Genomic DNA, 21,020 nt, shown 5'->3' with positions numbered 1-21,020 from the left:
GAGAGTGCATGTGATAAGCGCTGTACGCGATGCCTGGCAGCACGCACCCACGCACAAACGCGTGTGGGCGCTGGCGGCGCCGATGATTTTGAGCAACCTCTCGGTGCCTTTAGTGGCGCTGGTCGACAGCGCCGTGATCGGCCATCTGCCACACGCGCACCAACTGGCTGCGGTGGCCGTGGGCGGCAGCTTGTACACCTTGCTGGTTTGGACGGTGGGCTTTTTGCGCATGGGCACCACCGGCTTTAGCGCACAGGCCGCCGGGCGAAATGATGGCGGCGCGCTGCGGCAAATTCTGCTGCAAGGTTTGCTGCTTGGCGGGCTATTGGCCGCACTGTTGATCGGCCTGGCGCTGCCACTGAGTGACGCGGCATTGAAGCTGATGAACCCGTCGGTGCAACTCGATGAGCTGGCGCGCAGCTATCTGCACATCCGCTTGTTCGGCCTGCCGGCAGCGCTGACCACATACGCCTTGGTCGGCTGGTTACTGGGCACGCAGAACGCCCGCGGTCCGCTGGCTATTTTGCTCACCATCAGCCTAATAAACGTTGCCCTTGATTTGCTGTTTGTCCTCGGCCTGCAGTGGGGCGTAGCAGGCGCCGCATGGGCCTCGGTGATTGCTGAATGGAGCGGCGCACTGCTCGGCTTATACCTGGCCCGCCGCGCCCTGCGCGCCTATGCCGGTAGCCTGGACTGGGCGGCGCTGCGCCGCTGGATAAACTGGCGACCTTTGCTGGCGGTTAACCGCGACATTTTTATCCGCACCCTGGCGCTGCAAGCCGTGTTCTTCCTTATCACCGTGCAAGGCGCGCGTTTGGGTGATGCCACCGTGGCGGCAAACGCCTTGCTGCTTAACGGCCTGCTGCTCACCGCGCATGCGCTTGATGGCCTGGCTCATGCATTGGAAGCCCTGTGCGGGCATGCGTTGGGCGCTCGTGATCGCACTGCGCTGCGGCGCACGCTGATCGTCGCGGGTATTTGGTCACTGCTTGCCAGCGTTGCGTTTGCCTTGTTCTTCCTGCTCGGCGGCCACTGGTTTATCCGCTTACAGACCAACATCGAAGGGGTGCGCGAGGCGGCATTCACCAACCTGCCCTACCTGGCTTTATTGCCGCTGATTGCGGTCTGGAGCTACCTGCTCGACGGCCTATTTATCGGCGCCACTCGCGCCCGAGAAATGCGCGATGCCATGCTCTTGGCCTTGCTGCTCAGCCTACCGCTGGCGTGGGCTTTGCAACCGTTTGGTAATCAGGGCCTTTGGCTGGCCTTTCTCAGCTTTATGGGGCTGCGCAGCCTATGCCTAGGAGGCTATGCTTACCGCCTGACCCGAGGCGATCAATGGTTCGCCCTCCGCTCATCAGGAGCCACGCATGCTCAGCCCTGAAACGCCAGACGATGAAGTGTTGCGCCAACAAACACTCGATAACCACGAGTTGCTCGACACCCCGGCAGACCCGTACCTGGACACACTGGTAAGGGTGGTGCGCGAAATATTCTCAGTAAAAACAGTGCTGATCAGCTTGGTCGACCATGATCGCCAGTGGTTTAAAGCGCGCATTGGTCTGGATGCCAATGAAACGCCGCGCACGGTGTCCTTTTGCGCTCACGCGATATTGGGTAAGCAGGCATTTATTGTGGAAGACGCGCATAACGACCTGCGCTTTCACGACAATCCATTGGTGACTAACAACCCGCATGTGCGCTTTTATGCCGGGCAGCCGCTGTTTTCTGAAGAAGGCCAAGCGCTGGGCACCCTGTGCCTCATCGATCCTGCCCCGCAAACGTTGACTGACAAGCAACAGCGCCTGTTTGCTGACATGGCCGTGTTGGTGGAGGGCTACCTCAAGCTGCGCAACGTCAGCCAGCAAACCGCACAGCTGCGTGCAGCGTTAAGCCGCGAACAACGCAAGGTGCTGCTCGACCCCCTGACCCAACTGTGGAACCGCGCTGGCCTTGACCATTTTTTGCCCCTGCAAGAACAGCAGGCTGATGATTTAGGCCTTCAACTGGGCGTGCTGTTCTGTGATTTGGATTACTTCAAAAAAATCAACGACAGCTACGGCCATGCGGCTGGCGACCAAGCGCTGTGGCAAGCGGCGCGGCGCATCAGCGCTGCCGTGCGTCCGCAAGACATCGTCACCCGCAGCGGCGGCGAAGAGTTTGTGGTGCTGCTGCAGGTGCATGACCAGCATGAGTTGCTGCAAATTGCCGAGCGCGTCAGTCACGCGATACGGCAACAGCCACTGGAGATTGACAGTCAGCCACTCGACTTAACCATCAGCATCGGTGCGGCGTTACGCAGGTCTCAAGAGCAACCGACGGAAACCCTCAAGCGTGCGGACCAAGCGCTTTACCACGCCAAAGCTGGCGGCCGTAACCGGGTCGAGTTCAGCGACTGACCGCGCCTATTAAAGGATGTAAAAATGGGCCAAGCGCTCGCTGCCTACCTGCATTACCTGTCGATTTTCCTGCTGTTCGCCCTGCTCAGCATCGAGCATGTGCAATTCAAACTGCCGCTGGACCTGCGCCACGCGCGAAACTTAATCATCACCGACATTGCCTATGGCGTTTGCGCAGGCGTGGTGCTGTTTAGCGGCTTAGCGCGTGTGCTGTGGTACGGCAAAGGCCTGCACTATTACCTGAACAACAGCCTGTTTCAGGTCAAGGTTGGCCTGTTTATCGGGGTCGGGTTGATTTCCGTGGTGCCGACCTTCGTCTTCCTCAACTGGCGCAACACCCTTAAGGCCGGCGAAATACCGCAGGTCAGCCCAACTCAGGCACGCTGGGTGATTAGGGTGATTCGCTTGGAATTGTTACTGCTGCTGGTCATCCCATTACTGGCGGTGTTGATGGCGCGCGGTTATGGCGTAAACGACTGATCGTCGCCGCGAAGGTCGCTCTAGCAGGTTTTTAGCCATGGCTGGCGCCTGCCAAACACCCCGCTCATTTGCCCGCTCGGCCCGGCTCTGCTAGTGTCGCGCCGGTTACACCTCCCCGATTCGCCCCGAGAACTTCGCCATGGCCGCCCGCAAAAAAGCTGCGCTCGACTTCGAGCAATCCCTGACTGATCTGCAGAACTTGGTCGAGCGCCTGGAAAACGGCGAGCTGTCGCTGGAAGATTCGCTGACCGCCTTCGAACAAGGCGTGCGCCTGACCCGCGACTGCCAAACCGCCTTGGCCCAGGCCGAACAGAAAGTGCAGATTTTGATGGAACGTGACGGCGAGCTGGAGGAAGCCCCCTTCGACGCGGACCAACCAGCATGATTACGGCCTACCAGAGCAGCTGCCAGAACCGCGTCGATGCTGCTCTGGAAAGCCTCTTAAGTAGCCCGCGCCCAGAATTAGAGCGCTTGTATGCGGCCATGCGCTATAGCGTGTTCAATGGTGGCAAGCGTATTCGCCCGCTGCTTGCTTATGCCGCCTGCGAAGCACTCGGCGGTGAGGCGCCGCGCGCCAATGCAGCAGCCTGCGCAGTGGAATTAATTCACGCCTATTCGCTGGTGCATGACGACTTGCCGGCGATGGATGATGACGACCTGCGTCGCGGCCAACCGACCACCCATATTGCCTTTGATGAAGCCTGCGCCATTCTCGCCGGCGACGGCCTGCAGAGTTTGGCCTTCGAAGTGCTCGCCGACTCCACGCACAACCCACACAACCCTGACGTGCGTTTAGCCATGCTCACAGCGCTGGCGCGCGCTGCCGGCCCAGCTGGAATGGTGGGTGGCCAAGCCATCGATCTCGGTTCGGTCGGGCGCAGGCTTGATCAACGCGCGCTAGAAACCATGCACCGGCATAAAACCGGGGCGTTGATCGAGGCCAGCGTGCGACTCGGCGCGTTGGCCAGCGAGCGGGCCGACGAGCCGGCCTTACACGCCCTGCATACCTATGCCCGCGCCATCGGCCTGGCCTTTCAAGTACAAGACGACATTCTTGATGTGGAAAGCGACACCGCTACGTTGGGCAAGACCCAAGGCAAAGATCAGGCCCACCACAAGCCCACCTACCCAGCCCTGCTCGGCCTCGACGCGGCCAAGGCCTATGCCCTGCACTTGCGCGATCAAGCCCTACTCGCCTTGCGCCCATTCGACCAGGCTGCCGAACCGCTGCGCGAGCTGGCGTGTTACATCGTCGAACGGCGCAGTTGAGCCTATGCCCTATGCCCGCCGGCTAAGGCGCGCATTTGCTCACGCAACCAGGCATGCCCGGTCTGATCTTCCACCTGCATCGACCAATAAAGATTGAGGTTCACCGGCGCCAATGCCACCGGTAAATCCAGCAACCTGGTCGGTAAGCCAGCAGTGATCAGCTCCGCATAACGCCTGGGCATAGTCAGCAACCATTGGCTCTGCGCCACCAGTAAAGCCGCCGACAGGTAATGCTGGCAACGTTGCCGCACCTGGCGCGCCAAGCCTTGCCGCGCCAAGGCCAAGTCCTCCACGCAGATGCCGCGCCGCCGTGAAGTCACGGCAATGTGCTCAGCCGCCAAGTAACGCGCCGCGGTTAATTCGCCGCTAAACCCCGGCCCTGCCACCACGCACAGCGGATCACTCAAGAGCAACTGATGGCGCAGTTCATGGTCCGTTGGCCGGGCGATTTCAATGGCCAAATCAATTCGCCCCGCCATGAGCTCGCGCTGCAACTCGGCCCAGTGCACGCTGCTGCAACGCACCTCCAGTTGCGGCGCTACTTCCCGCAGATGGGCGACGATGCTGGGTAACACCACTGGCTCCATCTGCTCGGGCATGTTCAGGGTAAAGGTGCGCCGATCACGCAGCGGGTCGAAGGCTTGCCCGCGCGACACACTGCGCAGCAAGCCCGCCAGAGCCTCTTGGATGCCGGGCGCAAGTTGCGTGGCCAATAGCGTCGGCGCAACGCCACGACCCTCACGGACAAACAGGGGATCACCTAACTGCTCGCGCAGACGATTCAGCGCATGGCTGACAGCCGACTGGCTGAGGTGCAGCAAGACCGCCGCGCGGGTCAGGTTGCGCTCGCGGTAAATCACCTCAAACACCCGAAACAGGTTCAGGTCGATGCGCTCCAGCCTCGAGCCGTCATGCTGCTGATTCATGGTTACCCCCGCAATAACAGATAGCCGCAGCCTAACAGGCATGCACATCGAACTAACCATGAATGCAGCTCATGGATAACGATGCATAAGCATCAGTTCTGCCGTCCGTGTAAGGCTGCCTAAGATGCCGGCAGACAAGAACAACAAAGGCCTCCTCCGCCATGCCCGAAATCGCTTACCTCAACCAGCTCGCTACCCTGCACGCCGCCGCCTGGCCGGCTAATGCCCCGCGTGCGCCGCAATACCCGCACGGCCAGCAACCGCTCAGTGAATACCTGCGCGCCTGGGCCATTGGACAGCCAGACCGGCCGGCGCTGGATTTTTACGGCCACTGCATCACGTGGGCCGAGCTGGATCGTCTGTCCGATCGCTGCGCCGCGCTGCTCGACGAGCTGGGCGTCAAGGCGGGTGATCGGGTCGCGGTGTTTATGCCCAACTGCCCGCAATTGCACATCGCTTTTTACGGCATTCTCAAATGCGGCGCCGTGTACGCCCCGGTCAGCCCGCTGAGCAAGCCGATGGAGCTGGCCTATCAGCTCAACGACAGCGGCGCCCAAGTCATCCTCTGTTTTGACCAGCTACTGCCAGTGGTCCGCGCTGTGCGCGAGGACTGCGCACTCAACCATGTACTCGCCACCAGCCTGTCAGAGCTACACCCCAGCGTGCCGAGCATTCCGGTGGCCGACCTGCTAATCGCGCCCAAGGTTCAGGCTGAAGATGCACTGGACTTTCTCCCGGCGCTGCAACACTGCCAGCGCGCCACGCCCAGCCATCGCCCCCAACTAGATGACATCGCCGCGCTCAATTACACCGGCGGCACCACCGGCCTGCCCAAAGGCTGCGTGCACACCCACGGTGACATGCTCTACACCTGCGCCAGCTTCGTCCCCGTGGCGCTGGGGTTACACACTGACAGCGTGATGCTGAACTTTTTACCGGAGTTCTGGATTGCCGGAGAAAACGCGGGGCTGCTGTTCCCGGTGTTCAGCGGTTGTCGCTTAGTGCTGCTGGCGCGCTGGGATGCTGTGGCGTTTATGGCGGCCGTTGAGCATTACCGGGTCAGCCATTGCGGTTTACTGGTCGACAGTGCCGCCGAGGTGCTCGAACACCCCGCTGCCGGCAGATACCGGCTGGACTCGCTGCAACGCACCGGTAGCATTTCGTTTATCAAAAAACTCACCCGCGACTACCGCGAGCGCTGGCGCGCCCTGACCGGCTGCACGCTGTTTGAATTCAGTTTTGGCATGACCGAAACCCACACCTGCGACACCTTCACCTACGGCCTGCAAGATGACGATTTTGACCTGACCAGCGCACCGACTTTTGTTGGCCTGCCGGTGCCCGGCACGGAGTTCAAAGTCTGCGATTTCAACAGCGGTGACTTACTGCCGCTGGGCAGTAAAGGCGAGCTCTGCGTGCGCAGCCCCTCCCTGCTGCACGGCTACTGGCAACGCCCGGCAGAATCCGCTGCGGCCCTCAAGGACGGCTGGCTGCACACCGGCGACCTCGGCCAAATCACCGAGCAAGGCTTTATCCGCTACCTCGGCCGCCGTAAGGAAATGCTTAAGGTCAACGGCATGAGCGTGTTCCCCAGCGAGCTAGAAGCCATGCTCGGCCAGCACCCGGCGCTGCTGGCCAGCGCGGTGATTGGCCGCACGGATGTCAGCAGCGGTCAGCGCCCCGTAGCCTTTGTCGTGCTTAAGGCCGACAGCCGCGAGAATGCCTACAGCCTGCAAGCGTGGTGCAAAGAAGCCATGGCCAGCTACAAGGTGCCAGAAATCCGCGTGGTCGAAACGCTGCCAATGACGGCCACCGGTAAGGTGAAGAAAAACGAGCTGGAGGCCTTACTGTGAGCGCATCCTTCAGTGCCCTGCTAATCGCTAACCGTGGCGAAATCGCCATCCGCATCGCCCGCGCCGCCAGTGAGTTGGGTATTAGCTCGGTGGCCGTGTATGCCGAAGACGACGCCGCCTCCTTGCATGTACGCCAGGCCGATCGTGCCATCGCGCTCAAGGGTCGCGGGGTTGCGGCCTATCTGGATATGGACCAGTTGATCGCCATCGCCCAAGCCAAGGGCTGCGACGCCGTACACCCCGGCTATGGCTTTCTTGCGGAAAATGCCGAATTCGCCCGCCGCTGCCAGGCCGCCGGCTTGTGTTTTGTAGGCCCCAGCGCTGAGGTGCTGCAGCTGTTTGGCGACAAAGCCGCCGCCCGTGATCTGGCCGAACGCTGCGAGGTGCCGCTGGTGGCGGGCATCAATCAAGCGATCAACCTGGATCAAGCCCGCGTCTTTCTTTGCGAGCATGGCGCCGTCATGCTCAAGGCCTTGGCCGGCGGCGGTGGCCGTGGCATGCGCCCGGTATTCGCCGTCAGCGAACTGGATGAAGCCTTCGCCCGCTGCCAGTCAGAAGCCCGCGCGGCCTTCGGTAATGACGCGCTGTATATCGAACAACTGGTCAGCCACGCCCGCCATATCGAAATTCAGGTGCTCGGCGATGCCACAGGCGCGGTCAGCCACCTGTGGGAACGCGACTGCAGCCTGCAGCGCCGCCAGCAAAAACTGGTGGAAATCGCCCCCAGCCCGGATCTGCCTGCCGCCACCCGCGAGCGCATGATCGCCGCCGCCTTAACGCTGGCCAGTGCCGCGCGCTACCAAGGCCTAGGCACCTTCGAATTTCTGCTGGACGCCGAGCAGCCCGAGCGCTTCTATTTTATGGAGGCCAACCCGCGCATTCAGGTCGAACACACCGTCACCGAACAGGTGACGGGCGTTGACCTGCTGCACACCCAGCTCAAGCTCGCCGCCGGGCAAACCTTGGCCGACCTCGGCCTGTTGCAACCGCCCGCGCTGAACGGCTGCGCCGTGCAACTGCGAATCAACCTGGAAAGCATGAACGCCGATGGCAGCACCCGGCCGGCCGCCGGCACGCTTAGCGCCTACCAGCCGCCCAGTGGTCCAGGTCTGCGCGTGGATGGTTATGGCTACGCCGGCTACCCAGTCAGCCCTAGCTACGACTCGCTACTGGCCAAGCTGATCGCCCATGCGCCGGACTACCCCAGCGCACTGCGCCGCGCCTACCGCGCCCTCTGCGAGTTTCGCTTGGAGGGCGTCGCCAATAACCTGCACCTGCTGCAAAACCTCCTGCGCCTGCCGCAGGTGGCGAGCTACCAACTGACCACGCGCTTTGTTGAAAGCCATTTGAGCGAGCTGCTGGCCGCACAACCGCAGGCTCACCCACACCACTTTTTTGCTGGCGCACAAGTAGAACGCCAAACTGCTCAACAGATGCAGGACGCGCCCGCCGGCTGCCTGCCATTGGTCACCACCAGCACCGGCGTGGTGGTCAGCCTGGAGGTGGCCGCAGGCGATGCCGTTGCCATAGGTCAGGGCATTGCGGTGATGGAAGCCATGAAAATGGAGTTCGTGGTTAAAGCCCGCCACAGCGGCATCGTCCGCCACTTGGCCGTGCAGGTTGGCAGCGCCCTGAGTGAAGGCCAGCCGCTGCTATTTATTGAACCTGGCGACGTCGCCGCGGACCTCAGCCAAAACGAACAGAGCCAGGACTTGGCACATATTCGTGCCGATCTGGCCGAAGTACTCGAACGCCACGCCATCACCCGCGACGAGCGCCGCCCGCTCGCGGTGGCCAAGCGCCGTAAAACCGTCCAGCGCACGGTGCGCGAGAACCTCGCTGACTTACTCGATGAAGGCAGCTTCAATGAATACGGCGCGCTCGCCCTGGCCGCGCAACGCCGGCGCCGCTCGCTGGACGAGTTAATCGAACAAAGCCCGGCCGATGGCCTAGTAGCCGGCACCGGCACCGTCAATGCCGAACGCTTCGGTGATCACGCTGCGCGCTGCATGACCATCGCTTATGACTACACCGTATTCGCCGGCACCCAAGGCGTAATGAACCACAAGAAGACTGACCGCATGCTCGGCCTCGCGGCGCAGTGGCGCTTGCCGTTGGTGTTGTTCGCCGAAGGCGGCGGCGGCCGCCCCGGCGACACCGATTTCGTTGGCGTGGCGGGGCTCGATTGCCACACCTTTGTCGGCATGGCCAAACTCTCCGGCTTGGTGCCGCTGGTCGGCGTGGTGTCCGGGCGCTGCTTTGCCGGTAACGCCGCACTGCTCGGCTGCTGCGATGTCATTATCGCCACCGAAAACGCCACTATCGGCATGGCTGGCCCGGCGATGATCGAAGGCGGCGGGCTGGGCAGCTTCAAACCGGAGCACGTCGGCCCTGTCAGCGTGCAAGGGCCGAACGGGGTTATCGATGTCGTAGTGGCTGATGAGGCCGAGGCTGTGCGAGTAGCCAAGCAATACCTGAGCTACTTCCAAGGCAGTCTCAGTGATTGGCAATGCACCGACCAACGCGCGCTGCGGCATGTCATCCCGGAGAACCGTCTGCGGGTGTATGACATCCGCCACGTCATCGCCACCCTGGCTGACTGCGACTCCGTGCTGGAGTTACGCCGTCAGTTCGCCCCGGGTTTGATCACCGCATTTATCCGCATCGAGGGCAAACCATTCGGCCTGCTGGCCAATAACCCCGCGCATCTGGGCGGCGCGATTGATGCGGTGGCCGGCGACAAAGCCGCGCGCTTTATGCAGCTGTGCGATGCCTTCGATATACCGCTGCTGTCGCTGTGCGACACCCCGGGCTTTATGGTCGGCCCAGACGCCGAAAAACAGGCCACCGTGCGCCATGTGTCGCGCATGTTCGTTGCCGCCGCCAGCCTGACGGTGCCGTTTTTCACCGTGGTACTGCGCAAAGGCTACGGCCTTGGCGCGCAGGCCATGGCAGCCGGTAGCTTTCATTCACCGCTGTTTACCATCGCCTGGCCCAGCGCCGAGTTTGGCGCCATGGGCCTGGAAGGCGCGGTGCGCTTGGGCTTTGCCAAGGAACTGGCCGCATTAGAAAAGCCTAACGAGCGCCAACAACTGTTCGACAAGCTGGTGGCCAAGGCCTACGAAAACGGCAAAGGCATCAACATGGCCAGCTTTCTAGAAATCGATGCTGTGATCGACCCAGTAGAAACCCGCGCCTGGCTGCTGCGCGGGCTGAATGCCGCACCACGGCCGGCCGCGCGCGAAGGCAAAAAACGTGCAGTCGACACCTGGTAAGCGGCTCAACGTAGCCCGGACATGAGCCGGGCTAAGAATTGCATTGAGCAATCGTCCATCGAGGCAGTTTGCCGCGCGGCAAAGCCCAAGCATGTTTGGGCAGTTTCCGGCGCTTCGGGTAAACTGCGCCTCTTTCACCCCGATAATGATCTGCCTGATGCCGACGACTTTCCACGAGATCCCCCGTGAGCGCCCGCTGACGCCCCTTCTAGACCGCGCTAATACGCCGGATGAGTTGCGTCGCCTAGGCGAAGCTGAGCTGGAAACCTTGGCCGACGAATTGCGCCAGTACCTGCTGTACACGGTCGGGCAGACCGGCGGGCATTTCGGCGCCGGCCTTGGCGTAATCGAGCTGACCGTAGCCCTGCATTACGTCTTCGACACCCCGGACGACCGGCTGGTATGGGACGTTGGCCATCAGGCCTACCCGCATAAAATCCTTACCGGGCGTCGCGAGCAAATGGGCAGCCTGCGGCAGAAAGATGGCATTGCTGCCTTCCCACGGCGCAGCGAGAGCGAATACGACACCTTCGGCGTCGGCCACTCCAGCACCAGCATCAGCGCGGCGCTGGGTATGGCCATCGCCGCGCGCCTGCAAGGCAGCTCGCGCAAATCGGTGGCGGTGATCGGCGATGGCGCGCTGACCGCTGGCATGGCCTTCGAGGCGCTTAACCACGCCAGCGACGTTAAAGCCAACATGCTGGTGATCCTCAACGACAACGACATGTCAATCTCCAAAAATGTCGGCGGCCTATCCACCTACCTGGCCAAAATTCTTTCCAGTCGCACCTACGCCAACATGCGCGAAGGCAGCAAAAAGGTCCTGTCCAAACTGCCCGGCGCCTGGGAGATTGCCCGCAAGACTGAAGAACACGCCAAGGGCATGCTGGTCTCCGGCACCCTCTTTGAAGAACTGGGCTGGAACTACATTGGCCCCATTGACGGCCATGATCTGCCCAGCCTGCTTGCCACACTGCGCAACATGCGTGACCTGGAAGGTCCGCAGTTCCTGCACGTGGTCACCAAAAAAGGTAAAGGTTTCGCCCCGGCTGAAGCCGACCCCATTGGTTACCACGCCATCACCAAGCTGGAGCCGATCAACGCCCCAGCAGCGCAACCCAAGCAAGCCTCTGGGCCGAAATATTCCAGCGTATTCGGCCAATGGCTGTGCGACATGGCCGCCGAAGACCCACGCTTAGTCGGCATTACGCCCGCGATGAAAGAAGGTTCGGATTTGGTGGCGTTTAGTGAGCGCTACCCCGAGCGCTATTTCGACGTGGCCATCGCCGAACAGCATGCCGTCACTCTGGCGGCAGGCATGGCCTGCGACGGCATCAAGCCGGTGGTGGCGATTTATTCGACCTTCCTACAGCGCGCTTACGATCAGTTGATTCACGATGTGGCCGTGCAGCACCTCGACGTGCTGTTTGCCATCGACCGCGCCGGCTTGGTCGGTGAAGACGGTCCGACCCACGCCGGCAGCTTCGATATTACCTACCTGCGCTGCATCCCCGGCATGCTGGTGATGACGCCCAGTGATGAAAACGAACTGCGCCGTATGCTCACCACTGGCCACCTGTTCGATGGTCCGGCGGCGGTGCGCTACCCACGCGGCAGCGGGCCTAACGCGGCCATTGAGCCGGGCCTTGCACCGCTGGACATTGGCAAAGGCATCATCCGCCGTCAGGGGAAGCAAACTGCCCTGCTGGTCTTTGGTGTACAGCTGGCCGCCGCACTGAAAGTAGGCGAAATACTCGACGCCACCGTGGTCGATATGCGTTTTGTAAAGCCGCTGGACGATGCGCTGGTAAGCGAATTAGCCGCCAGCCATGCGCTGCTGGTCACCCTTGAGGAGAACAGCGTGATGGGCGGTGCTGGCAGTGCGGTCAGCGAATACCTGGCCGCCAGTGGCATCCTCAAGCCGGTGTTGCACTTGGGCCTGCCTGATTACTACGTCGAGCATGCCAAGCCCGCGCAGATGCTCGCCGAATGTGGACTGGACGCCGCCGGCATTGAAGCGTCTGTGCGCGCACGCCTCGCCACGCTACCTGCATGAGCGATGCTCAACCAGGCCTGAGCCTAGATTGCTTGTAATTCATTCAACCGCACATTAAGGTGCGCGTCGTTTTACTTCCGCCAAGGTGCGCCCTTTATTCTTAAAGCGGCGTTAAACGGGAAGCCGGTGCGCTCATCACGAGCAACCCCGGCGCTGCCCCCGCAACGGTAATCGACTGCAGCATTAACCTGCGCGTCGCCTCACGCTGTCCACTGGAGAAATCTGGGAAGGACGAGGCCACGTATGTCGAGAGTCCGGAGACCGGCCTTGCTGGATGTGACTGGTGTTGCGGAGGGCATCACCGTCAAGCTCAGGCTGCGTTTGCGCGTGCCTGTTCTTGCACCTGCCCTCCTCAAAAGTTTCTTATCTTTTGAGGATTATCTAGATGAAATTATCCCGTCTTGCCCTGGCTGTGGCGCTGCTATCGCCCGGCTACAGCTTTGCCGAAACACCGTCACACGACGAAGCACTTAAGCTGCCTGACTCCCTGATCACCGCTAATCGCGCCGTCCAAAAGCGTAACGAGTCTTCCAGCGCCAGCACGGTTTTTACCCGCGCTGACATAGAGCGCTTGCAGCCCCGCAGCGTAGCCGACCTGTTGCGCCGTGTGCCCGGCATGCAAATAGGCCAAAGCGGCGGACGCGGAAGCCTAACAGGCATCTACTTGCGTGGTACCAAGTCAGCGCAAACCCTTATGCTGATTGACGGACAGCGGTTTAACAGTGCCGATAGCGGCACAGCTGCTCTAGAAACACTCAGCGTCGAACAAATCGAGCGCATAGAAGTACTGCGTGGCTCGCGCTCAGCAATGTATGGGGCCGACGCTATCGGCGGTGTTATCCAAGTATTCACTCGTCGCGCGAGCGGCGAAGGCCTCAAACCTCGCTTGCACCTGGGCTATGGCAGCCGCAATAGCTGGGAGCGAAGCGCAGGGCTTTCCGGCGGCGACGACAACACACGCTTCAACCTATCTGTCGCCTCTGAAGATACCGACGGTATTGATCGCACCAACAGCGACAATGGCCCAGACCAAGACAACGATGCCTACCGTAATAACTCTGTCAGCTTCAACTTAGGCCACAGTTTCAACGAGCGCTTAGAGCTGGGCATCAACGTACTTGACCTTCGTGGCGAAAGTGAATACGACCAAGGCTGGCTAGGTGACAAGCCGTATGACGAATTCAAGATCAGTAATGTGTCGACGTTTGTAGATGGCAAGGTCAACGACATCTGGCAAAGCCGTTTGGAAGTCGGCCATAGCGAAAATCGTCGCTTCAACCGCGCCGATGACAGTGATTCCAGCAGCGCATTCAGCACTTACCGTAATTCCGCAGCGTCCATAAATACCCTGCACCTAAGCGACAGCCAAAGCCTGATCCTTGGCGCGGATTGGTATGAGGATCAACTCAACAACGACAATAACTTTGCCGAAAGTACGCGCTGGAACCAAGCCGCCTTGGCCCAACATCGGTTTCAAGGCGAGCACTTCAGCACCGAGCTGGGCATGCGCCATGACAAGAATGAGCAATATGGCAGCCAGAACACGTGGAATGGTGCTCTGAGCCTTCCCGTGAATGCCGCTAACGAACTGATCCTGTCTTACAGCGAAGGCTTCCGCGCACCGACTTTTGCTGATCTTTACTTCCCGGGGTATGACAACCCTAACCTCAAGCCGGAACACTCGAAAAGCTATGAACTGCAGTGGCGCAGCCAACTGGCAGAAGACACGCGCCTGGAAGCATCGGTTTACCGTACAGATATCCGAGACGCCATTGTGTCCGACAGTAGTTTCACACAGCAAAATATTGCGACCGCTCGCATACACGGTTTCGAAGCTGAGTTGCAGCAAGCCGTCCTAGGCTGGCAAACAGTGCTTGGCGTTAGCGTGATCGACCCTCGCGACCGTGATACCGGTAAAACCTTGGCTCGCAGGGCCAAACGCACACTGAACCTAGACGTGGATCGCCAGTTCAACCGCTTAACCATTGGCGCCACCTGGCAGGCATTAAGTCGTGCTTATTCAGATGCCGCCAATACGCAGGAAGTCGCCGGTTACGGCCTACTCAACCTTCGCAGCAGTTGGCAGGCTAACCCGGAAATTAAACTGGGCCTGACAGTCGATAATGCTCTAAACAAAACTTACAGCTCCGCTTTGTACAGCGTATTCGACTTCAGCACATTCCAAAGCAGCTACTTCCCTTATCAAGAAGAAGGCCGAAGCGCCCGACTGTCCGTCACCTGGACGCCAGACCTGTAAACCTGCGTAAAGCGCTGCGCTTTGTCTATGTTGACTTGGTGCGCGGCTCGCCGCGCATCAACCTGCGCCCTACTTTGGGATAATGCTGTGCTGCGCCACCTGATCGTTTCACTCACCTGCACTGTGTGGGCGTGGCTACCTGGCAGCAGTCAGGCCGGCGCGCCGCAACATGTTGCCTCCCTCGACCTCTGCATGGACTGGGCGCTAACCCAGTATGCGAATCCCTCACAGGTGCTGGCGCTGTCGCCCATGCATCAGCGCTATGCACTTCCCGGTCTACAGGGCCAATGGCCGACGCACGATGGCTCGCTGGAGCAACTCGTGCAACTGCAGCCAGATCTGGTGCTGGTTGGCCAGTACAGCGCGGTGATGTTACGTGGGCGACTGCAAGCCTTGGGCGTGCGCGTCGAGGTGCTGCCGCTGCCGGTGACGCTAACAGAGGTAGAGCCTTATGAACGGCGCATCCTGCAGCTACTTGGCTTGGATCCCGCTCAGGCGCAGCCCACACCGGAGCTAATCGCACCTCACGCGAATGCCAAACGTTTACTGTTGCTCGGCCCCAACGGTATGGGCACAGGCCGAGACACGTTCGAGCAACAGATTATCGAGCAGGCTGGCTGGCGTAATTACCTGACGGACTCAGGCTATGTTCAGCTGGATCTAGAGCTTATTAGCCGCGACCCACCTGACGCCATTATCTACGCCGCGCCAGACCATCAGGCGCTGGCTAATCGCTTCGCCGAGCACCCGGTTTTACGCAAAACCGTGCCACCCGAAAACTGGCTGCGCACCGATTACTGGCGCTGGCAATGCCCCGGCCCTTTGACCTGGGAACTAATAGGACAACTGCACCAATGGCTCGATTAGTAACCCCCGGCCTGCTTCTGCTGATGCTGGTGAGTGCGCTGGCTTCCCTCAGTATTGGCTCTGCCTCAGTGCCCATAATTCCCGGGCTTATCGATTGGATGAGTGGCCGTAACAGCTTGGCCGCCATCGTCATCGGTGAAATACGCCTGCCACGTACGTTAATCGCCCTCGCCGTGGGCGCCGCTCTGGGCCTGAGTGGCGCTGCGCTGCAAGGGCTGCTGCGTAACCCCTTGGCGGATCCCAGCTTGACCGGCGCAAGCCAAGGCGCAGCGCTGGGCGCCGCCGGGGTGTTTTATTTTGGCCTGATGCCGGGCCTCGGAGTGCTCGCGCCTGGCGTGGCCGGACTGATCGGCGCAGGTGCGGCGTTGCTGTTAATGCTGGCGCTGGCGGGTTCGGCCCGACCCCATATGGTCATCATGGCAGGGCTGGCAATCTCAACCCTCGGCGGCGCCGCATTGGCGACCGTGCTGAACTTTGCACCTAATCCTTATGCCATGCAGGAGCTGGTGTTCTGGCTGTTAGGCTCGGTTTCTGAGCGTGGCCTGGATCATTTATGGCTGCTTGCCCCAGCGCTGGCGCTGGGAGCGACGCTGATTTTCAGCCAGCGGCGCTTACTCAGCGCGCTGAGCCTTGGCGAGCAGGTCGCGCAAAGCTTGGGCCTGCACTACAAACGTGGCAGCCGTCTAATCGTACTCGGAGCGGCAGTCTTGGTCGGCTCGGCAGTGGCCGTTGCTGGCAGCATTGGCTTCGTCGGCTTGCTGGTGCCGCACCTGTTGCGCCCACTGGTCCGGCATAGGCCGGAGCGCCTGCTGCTGCCCGCGATGCTGGCTGGCGCGAGCTTGGTGTGCCTGGCTGATATTGGCGTGCGCTTGTTACCGCCGGGGCGCGAACTGAAGCTAGGGGTACTGACCTCACTGCTAGGCGCGCCCCTGTTCATCTGGCTGGTATGGCGGGAGCGCAAGCAGTGGATCTGATTCGCCTTGAACAACTCAATGTCGGACAACGCCTGAATGATGTGTCTCTTAACCTGGCGCACGGTGAAATGCTTGGCATCATCGGCCCCAATGGCTCAGGTAAATCGACGCTGCTGCATTGCCTGGCCGGCATTCTGCCTTACCGTGGGCGCGTCGAGTTTGCCGGCGCTAATCTTGCTCACCTGCCGAGCCAGACCCGCGCACAGAAAATCGCCTTTGTGCCACAAGCCAGCCACAGTGCTTGGTCGCTGAGCGTGGAAGATATTGTCACGCTCGGCCGCCTGCCGTGGGCCGATGAGGATGCGCCAGCCATCGCCAACGCCATGGCGCAAACAGGCGTAAGCGAGTGGCGCACACGTCGAGTGGATACCCTCTCGGGCGGTGAGCAATCACGGGTGTGGCTGGCCCGCGTGCTGGCCGGACAACCGATGCTGCTGTTGGCAGACGAGCCGGTGGCCAGCCTCGACCTGTACTATCAGCAACAGATCATGCAGTCATTGCGCGGCTACGCTGAAGACGCACAGTCAGTCATCCTTTCCATTCATGATCTGGCCCTCGCGGCACGTTACTGCGACAAACTTTGCCTGCTCAACCACGGCCGCATACATGCCATTGGCACCCCGCAACAGGTATTGACTGAGGCGAATATCAGCGCTGTATTTAAGGTACAGGCGCATATCGACTTCACTGTTACGCCTCCGCTAATCGTCCCTAGGTAGACATTCCATGGCCCTGAAGCTCAGCAAAAATTTTGATGAAGTGTGCTACCCATTTATCCAAGAAACCTCGGCGCTTTGCGACTTTGAGGTCATCACGGATGAGCTGTGCGGCATCATCGGCGCGGCTCTCGCTTACCTGCCGCATGACATGCCCGATATAGCGGCAGATCTTGAGCAATTACAGCCACTGGCCTTCCATGTGAATGGTTCGATTCGTGGCCGACTGGCCATTGAAGAATGTGATATTGAATGGCTGCAAGGCCGCCTGACGCATTACCAACTGGAGGCAGGCGAACTGCTCAAGGGATTTGTCCTGCCACGCGGCCAGGCCCCTGTGGTGCAATTGCACCAGGCTCGCTCGGCGGCAAAAAAAGCCATTCGCGCGATGGTTCGTGTTGATCAGGAAGGCAAAACTGTTGCACTGGTCCTGCCGCGCTTATGCAACATGATGTGCAACTTCTTTTTTACCCTGTGCTTGGTCATCAACAAACGGCGCAACATCAGCGAAACGGTCTTTATCAGTAAAAGCTACGGCCGCTAACCCATTGCATGCATGACGTCATAGTGTTTGGGCCGCAGGGTTAGCGCTTGCTCAAAAGGCGCTACGTAGCGGCTGCGCGCTGAAGAAGCGCGGCATTAGTGTGCTTCGCTCAACTGCTCACACATTTTCTCCAACACCCCCAGCATCTGAAAGCTCGGCCGTTCCAGGCCTTGATCCGGCACCTGCCACAATTGCTTACGCGACACTGCAGTGATTCCCGGCCAGATGCGCCAGGCATCTAGCTGTTGTGGGTTGCTAGCCAGAATAACCTCGGGGTTGCGTTCAAGTACCGCCTCCACACTGACTTGCGGGGCAGGCAAGGTGAGGTCAGCAAAAATGTTCTCGGCGCCACAGACGCGTAAGGCATCGCTGATGATCTGCTGGCCGCCAAGGGTGTACAGCGGCGTATCCCACACTTGATAAAACAGCCGCAGCGGCCGCGTACGCTGATAACGCTGGCTCAGGCGCTGCAGGCCTTGGTTGAATTGCTGCTGCAGACGCTGACCCTGATCGGCACGGCCGATACGGGCGCCAATCTCAGCAAATTGCGTGGCCAGATCAGCCAGCTTGCGTGGCTCGACAATCATTACCGGTATACCGAGACTTTGCAGTTGCTGACGTTGTGCGCCGCTGATGCTATCTGGCCAGAGCAAGACTAAATCGGGCTGCAGCGTAAGCAGGCTCTCCAGTTCAAGCTGGCCGAAATCACCCACTGACGGCAGATGCTGCAGGCCTGGCGGACGCTCCCCGCCATCAAGCAAGCCGACCAGCAGGTCGCCGGCGTCTAACTCCAGCATAATTTCAGTCAGGGAGGGGGTCAGCGTCACCACTCGCTCGACTGCCGCTGCAGGCCAAGCCAGCAATAGCAGCAAACCGAGGGCGGCGGCATGCATCAGCTGAGTTGGCGGGGAATGCGGTAGAGGCACAGCATGACGATGCTGGATATCGCCAGCAGGATCAGCGGAATCGCCTCCAGGCCAGCGAACACAGCCAGCGCCGCAATCCAGGCTGGCAGGGCCGCGCCGAGAAATCCCGAGCGGCGTACACGCGCCAGTTTAAGCCAAGCGTCGTGCTCATCCGGGGTATCGAGGGCTTTTTCAGTGGCCACCAACGCGTGCTTGTAGGCGGTAAACAACGGCAGGCTGACAAACATAGAGGCAACGCCGGCAATAAATACCGGCATGGTCAAAAGACCTGTTTGCAGGTCAGCGCCAAACAGCAGATTAATCACAAACAGTGGCGCTAAGGCTATAGCCAGCTGCCGCCACCATTCCAACGCCAGTCGGCGACGTACTTCGCTGCGTTTCACAGAGCCTCCTCAACCTCGCCCTGATGCAGGCTACCGAGCATATGCCCAAGCTTGCCGGCTTTGGTCGCCAGGTATTTCTGGTTGTAGGGGTTGTGGTCGATCTGCAGCGGCACGCGGGTCGCCACATTGATGCCCATCTCCCCCAATGCTTTGACCTTGCGCGGGTTATTAGTCATCAGTTTGAGCTGGCTGATGCCCAGATGTTCAAGCATTGGCAGGCAAATCGCGTAATCACGCAGGTCAGCGCCAAAGCCTAGGCGCTCGTTGGCTTCTACCGTATCGGCGCCGCCATCTTGTAGCTCATAAGCACGGATTTTATTCAGCAGGCCGATGCCGCGGCCTTCTTGGCGCAGGTAAAGCAACACGCCTCGGCCTTCAGCGGCAATGGCACGCATCGCGGCTTCCAGCTGGAAACCGCAATCACAACGCAGGCTGAACAACGCGTCGCCCGTCAAACATTCAGAGTGCAAGCGGCCAAGCACAGGCGCGCCATCGGCCACGTCACCAAAGGTCAGAGCGACGTGCTCTTTGCCAGAGGTTTGCTCAAGGAAGCCATGCATGGTGAACATGCCAAAAGGCGTAGGCAGTTGGGAGGCGGCGACAAAAACGACGGGCACCGGATGCTCCTAGAAGGAAATGGACAGGAAGAAATAGGCTGGCATTGTAACAGCAGGCCCCAGCAGCGGGTCAGCCTGAATTACTGATGATAAGGATCAAGCCGGCGCAAAACGCGGCCGTTCAGTACTTGGACTCCAACACCAACATATCTTGCTCAACCTTCCAGCCAACTCGGTTGAGGAAGCTCATGCCCAGCAGCGCTTCGGCTGGCGAGCCGCCTTCCAGCACCACGGCCTCGACGCCCAGCACTTCCAACTCACCGATCTTGACCCGGTCCAGCGTTACCCGCCAGCCACGGGCTGTACCGCTGGCAGTGCTGACTTGTAAAGGCGCCCCGACAACCCGGTAATCGATACCGAGACGGCGGGCGTGCTCATCATTCAAGGCCACCGAGGTGGCGCCGGTGTCCACCAGAAACTGGATCGACTGGCTATTGACCGAGCCGGCCACCCAGTAATGCCCACCGATGCCTTTGGCGACGCTGAGTTGCTTTTTTTGCGCCTCGGCAAAGCCTTCGCTGTATTCGCGGCTGAGGCTGTAGTTACGCTCAACACCGTCGACACGTAGCACCGCGCCACGGCTATCAGCACTGACCACGACGACACCGCGAGGACCGATTTGACCAACCTTGACCAGCTTGCGCTGGCCCTCAATGTTGAGCACTGCAGCGCCAGGAAATAGGCCGACGACACGCACCTGAGTGGTGGCTATGGCTGCACCACTAAGGAACAGCGACAGGCTCAAGAAGATAATTTTCAAGGCGTACATGGACTGTCTCGCACAGGTTATTCAAATGGATAAGGTTGCTGCCAACGCTGGAAGATCAGCCGCAAGCTGCCGTCTGCCACCAAAGCGTCCATACGTTTGTCGAACAGCTCAGCCAAGGCTCGGCCACGAGGGTTATCGGCAAAGCCTAGGTAGATCGGTAATTGGGTCAGCGCCGTGACTCGGTATTGAGCCGGCTGACTCGAGGTGCTTAGAACGTCATCGACTTCCGTCACCGCATCCAGATAAAAATCCGCACGCCCTGCATCCAGCATGCTGAGGATACCGTCACGCCGGAGAACTTCGCGGTACTGGTGCAAATTTGGCAAATAACGCTGGTATTCGTAACCGCGCATCCATGCCAGGCGGAACTCGCCGAGGCTGGCTAGGCTGGGGACTGGTTTGCTACGCAGGCTGAGCGCGGCGATTTGGTCGACGTCATAACTGCGGCGCGGGTAGAACACGCCCTGCTCGACTTCATTTAAGTAGGAACCCGCCCAGGCATCGGCAGCGCCGCGCTGCACCAGGCCAATCGAGCGCGTATAAGGCACACTCTGGATGCTCAACTGCACGCCAGCAGGCTCATACACCGCGCGAAAAATATCCCAGGCCAAGCCACTGCCGTCGGCATGGGTGTAGCCCTCCCACACCTCGCTGGCAATTCGGACATGCGTCGGCAGCGCAGCGCACGCCATCGCACTGCTCATGCCCA

Annotated in this window: 19 protein-coding genes and 1 riboswitch; of the genes, 13 read left to right on the top strand and 6 right to left on the bottom strand. The window is 60.3% G+C overall.

Annotation, left to right across the window (positions count from 1 at the left end; genetic code table 11):
* The first annotated feature begins 13 nt into the window (after positions 1-13).
* From WF513_RS02725 to ispA, 5 genes are all read left to right on the top strand, one after another.
* A complete protein-coding gene (locus WF513_RS02725) occupies positions 14-1,384 on the top strand; it encodes an MATE family efflux transporter (RefSeq protein WP_339083377.1) in 1,371 nt (456 codons plus the stop codon).
* The gene (locus tag WF513_RS02720; protein WP_339081209.1) at positions 1,371-2,399 is read left to right on the top strand and encodes a sensor domain-containing diguanylate cyclase; all 1,029 of its coding nucleotides are present in this window, start codon (positions 1,371-1,373) and stop codon (positions 2,397-2,399) included. The genes WF513_RS02725 and WF513_RS02720 overlap by 14 nt, the downstream gene beginning before the upstream one ends.
* A 24-nt stretch (positions 2,400-2,423) precedes the next feature.
* The gene (locus WF513_RS02715) at positions 2,424-2,879 is read left to right on the top strand and encodes a DUF2214 family protein (RefSeq protein WP_339081207.1); all 456 of its coding nucleotides are present in this window, start codon (positions 2,424-2,426) and stop codon (positions 2,877-2,879) included.
* Positions 2,880-3,018: 139 nt separating this feature from the next.
* Positions 3,019-3,264 carry an exodeoxyribonuclease VII small subunit gene (locus tag WF513_RS02710; protein WP_339081205.1) on the top strand — a complete coding sequence of 82 codons (246 nt, stop codon included), beginning with the start codon at positions 3,019-3,021 and terminating at the stop codon, positions 3,262-3,264.
* Complete coding sequence (gene ispA / locus WF513_RS02705) at positions 3,261-4,148, top strand: (2E,6E)-farnesyl diphosphate synthase (RefSeq protein ID WP_339081203.1); 888 nt, start codon at positions 3,261-3,263, stop codon at positions 4,146-4,148. Before WF513_RS02710 ends, ispA begins: the two co-directional genes overlap by 4 nt.
* Before the next feature lie 2 nt (positions 4,149-4,150).
* Here the strand turns inward: ispA and WF513_RS02700 are convergent, their stop codons facing one another.
* Positions 4,151-5,074 (bottom strand): LysR family transcriptional regulator, encoded by a 924-nt coding sequence (locus tag WF513_RS02700; RefSeq protein WP_339081201.1) that lies wholly within the window; start codon positions 5,072-5,074, stop codon positions 4,151-4,153.
* A 161-nt stretch (positions 5,075-5,235) separates the two neighbouring features.
* Between WF513_RS02700 and WF513_RS02695 the strand changes: the two genes are divergently transcribed.
* The 8 genes from WF513_RS02695 to WF513_RS02660 all read left to right on the top strand — a co-directional run bounded on the left by WF513_RS02695 (position 5,236) and on the right by WF513_RS02660 (position 17,616).
* Positions 5,236-6,927: an AMP-binding protein gene (locus WF513_RS02695; RefSeq protein ID WP_339081199.1), complete on the top strand. Its 1,692-nt coding sequence runs from the start codon at positions 5,236-5,238 to the stop codon at positions 6,925-6,927.
* Complete coding sequence (locus tag WF513_RS02690; RefSeq protein ID WP_339081197.1) at positions 6,924-10,202, top strand: carboxyl transferase domain-containing protein; 3,279 nt, start codon at positions 6,924-6,926, stop codon at positions 10,200-10,202. Before WF513_RS02695 ends, WF513_RS02690 begins: the two co-directional genes overlap by 4 nt.
* A 157-nt stretch (positions 10,203-10,359) precedes the next feature.
* Positions 10,360-12,258: a 1-deoxy-D-xylulose-5-phosphate synthase gene (gene dxs / locus WF513_RS02685; RefSeq protein ID WP_339081195.1), complete on the top strand. Its 1,899-nt coding sequence runs from the start codon at positions 10,360-10,362 to the stop codon at positions 12,256-12,258.
* A gap of 66 nt (positions 12,259-12,324) precedes the next feature.
* Positions 12,325-12,543, top strand: a riboswitch (cobalamin riboswitch).
* 100 nt (positions 12,544-12,643) lie between these two features.
* Positions 12,644-14,515 (top strand): TonB-dependent receptor, encoded by a 1,872-nt coding sequence (locus WF513_RS02680; RefSeq protein WP_339081193.1) that lies wholly within the window; start codon positions 12,644-12,646, stop codon positions 14,513-14,515.
* An 87-nt stretch (positions 14,516-14,602) separates the two neighbouring features.
* The gene (locus WF513_RS02675) at positions 14,603-15,382 is read left to right on the top strand and encodes an ABC transporter substrate-binding protein (protein ID WP_339081191.1); all 780 of its coding nucleotides are present in this window, start codon (positions 14,603-14,605) and stop codon (positions 15,380-15,382) included.
* Positions 15,370-16,356, top strand: coding sequence for an iron ABC transporter permease (locus WF513_RS02670; RefSeq protein ID WP_339081190.1), 987 nt, complete (start codon positions 15,370-15,372; stop codon positions 16,354-16,356). The genes WF513_RS02675 and WF513_RS02670 overlap by 13 nt, the downstream gene beginning before the upstream one ends.
* On the top strand, positions 16,347-17,075 hold the full coding sequence (locus WF513_RS02665; protein ID WP_339081189.1) for an ABC transporter ATP-binding protein: 729 nt from the start codon (positions 16,347-16,349) through the stop codon (positions 17,073-17,075). Before WF513_RS02670 ends, WF513_RS02665 begins: the two co-directional genes overlap by 10 nt.
* 7 nt (positions 17,076-17,082) lie before the next feature.
* Entirely contained in the window at positions 17,083-17,616 is a 534-nt protein-coding gene (locus WF513_RS02660; RefSeq protein WP_339081188.1) for a hypothetical protein, read from the top strand.
* Positions 17,617-17,711: 95 nt separating this feature from the next.
* Here the strand turns inward: WF513_RS02660 and WF513_RS02655 are convergent, their stop codons facing one another.
* The 5 genes from WF513_RS02655 to WF513_RS02635 form a co-directional block, all read right to left on the bottom strand.
* The gene (locus tag WF513_RS02655; RefSeq protein ID WP_339081187.1) at positions 17,712-18,509 is read right to left on the bottom strand and encodes a cobalamin-binding protein; all 798 of its coding nucleotides are present in this window, start codon (positions 18,507-18,509) and stop codon (positions 17,712-17,714) included.
* On the bottom strand, positions 18,509-18,925 hold the full coding sequence (locus WF513_RS02650; protein WP_339081186.1) for an MFS transporter: 417 nt from the start codon (positions 18,923-18,925) through the stop codon (positions 18,509-18,511). The genes WF513_RS02655 and WF513_RS02650 overlap by 1 nt, the downstream gene beginning before the upstream one ends.
* On the bottom strand, positions 18,922-19,542 hold the full coding sequence (ribA, locus tag WF513_RS02645; RefSeq protein ID WP_339081185.1) for a GTP cyclohydrolase II: 621 nt from the start codon (positions 19,540-19,542) through the stop codon (positions 18,922-18,924). Before ribA ends, WF513_RS02650 begins: the two co-directional genes overlap by 4 nt.
* 121 nt (positions 19,543-19,663) lie before the next feature.
* Positions 19,664-20,311 (bottom strand): TIGR02281 family clan AA aspartic protease, encoded by a 648-nt coding sequence (locus WF513_RS02640; protein ID WP_339081184.1) that lies wholly within the window; start codon positions 20,309-20,311, stop codon positions 19,664-19,666.
* A 17-nt stretch (positions 20,312-20,328) separates the two neighbouring features.
* Positions 20,329-21,015 carry a transporter substrate-binding domain-containing protein gene (locus WF513_RS02635; protein ID WP_339083375.1) on the bottom strand — a complete coding sequence of 229 codons (687 nt, stop codon included), beginning with the start codon at positions 21,013-21,015 and terminating at the stop codon, positions 20,329-20,331.
* Positions 21,016-21,020: the final 5 nt, after the last annotated feature.

Source organism: Pseudomonas sp. TMP9, assembly GCF_037943105.1.
Lineage (GTDB): Bacteria > Pseudomonadota > Gammaproteobacteria > Pseudomonadales > Pseudomonadaceae > Aquipseudomonas.
Note: the sequence above shows the minus strand (reverse complement) of the source record. Positions and strands in the feature narration are given on the sequence as shown.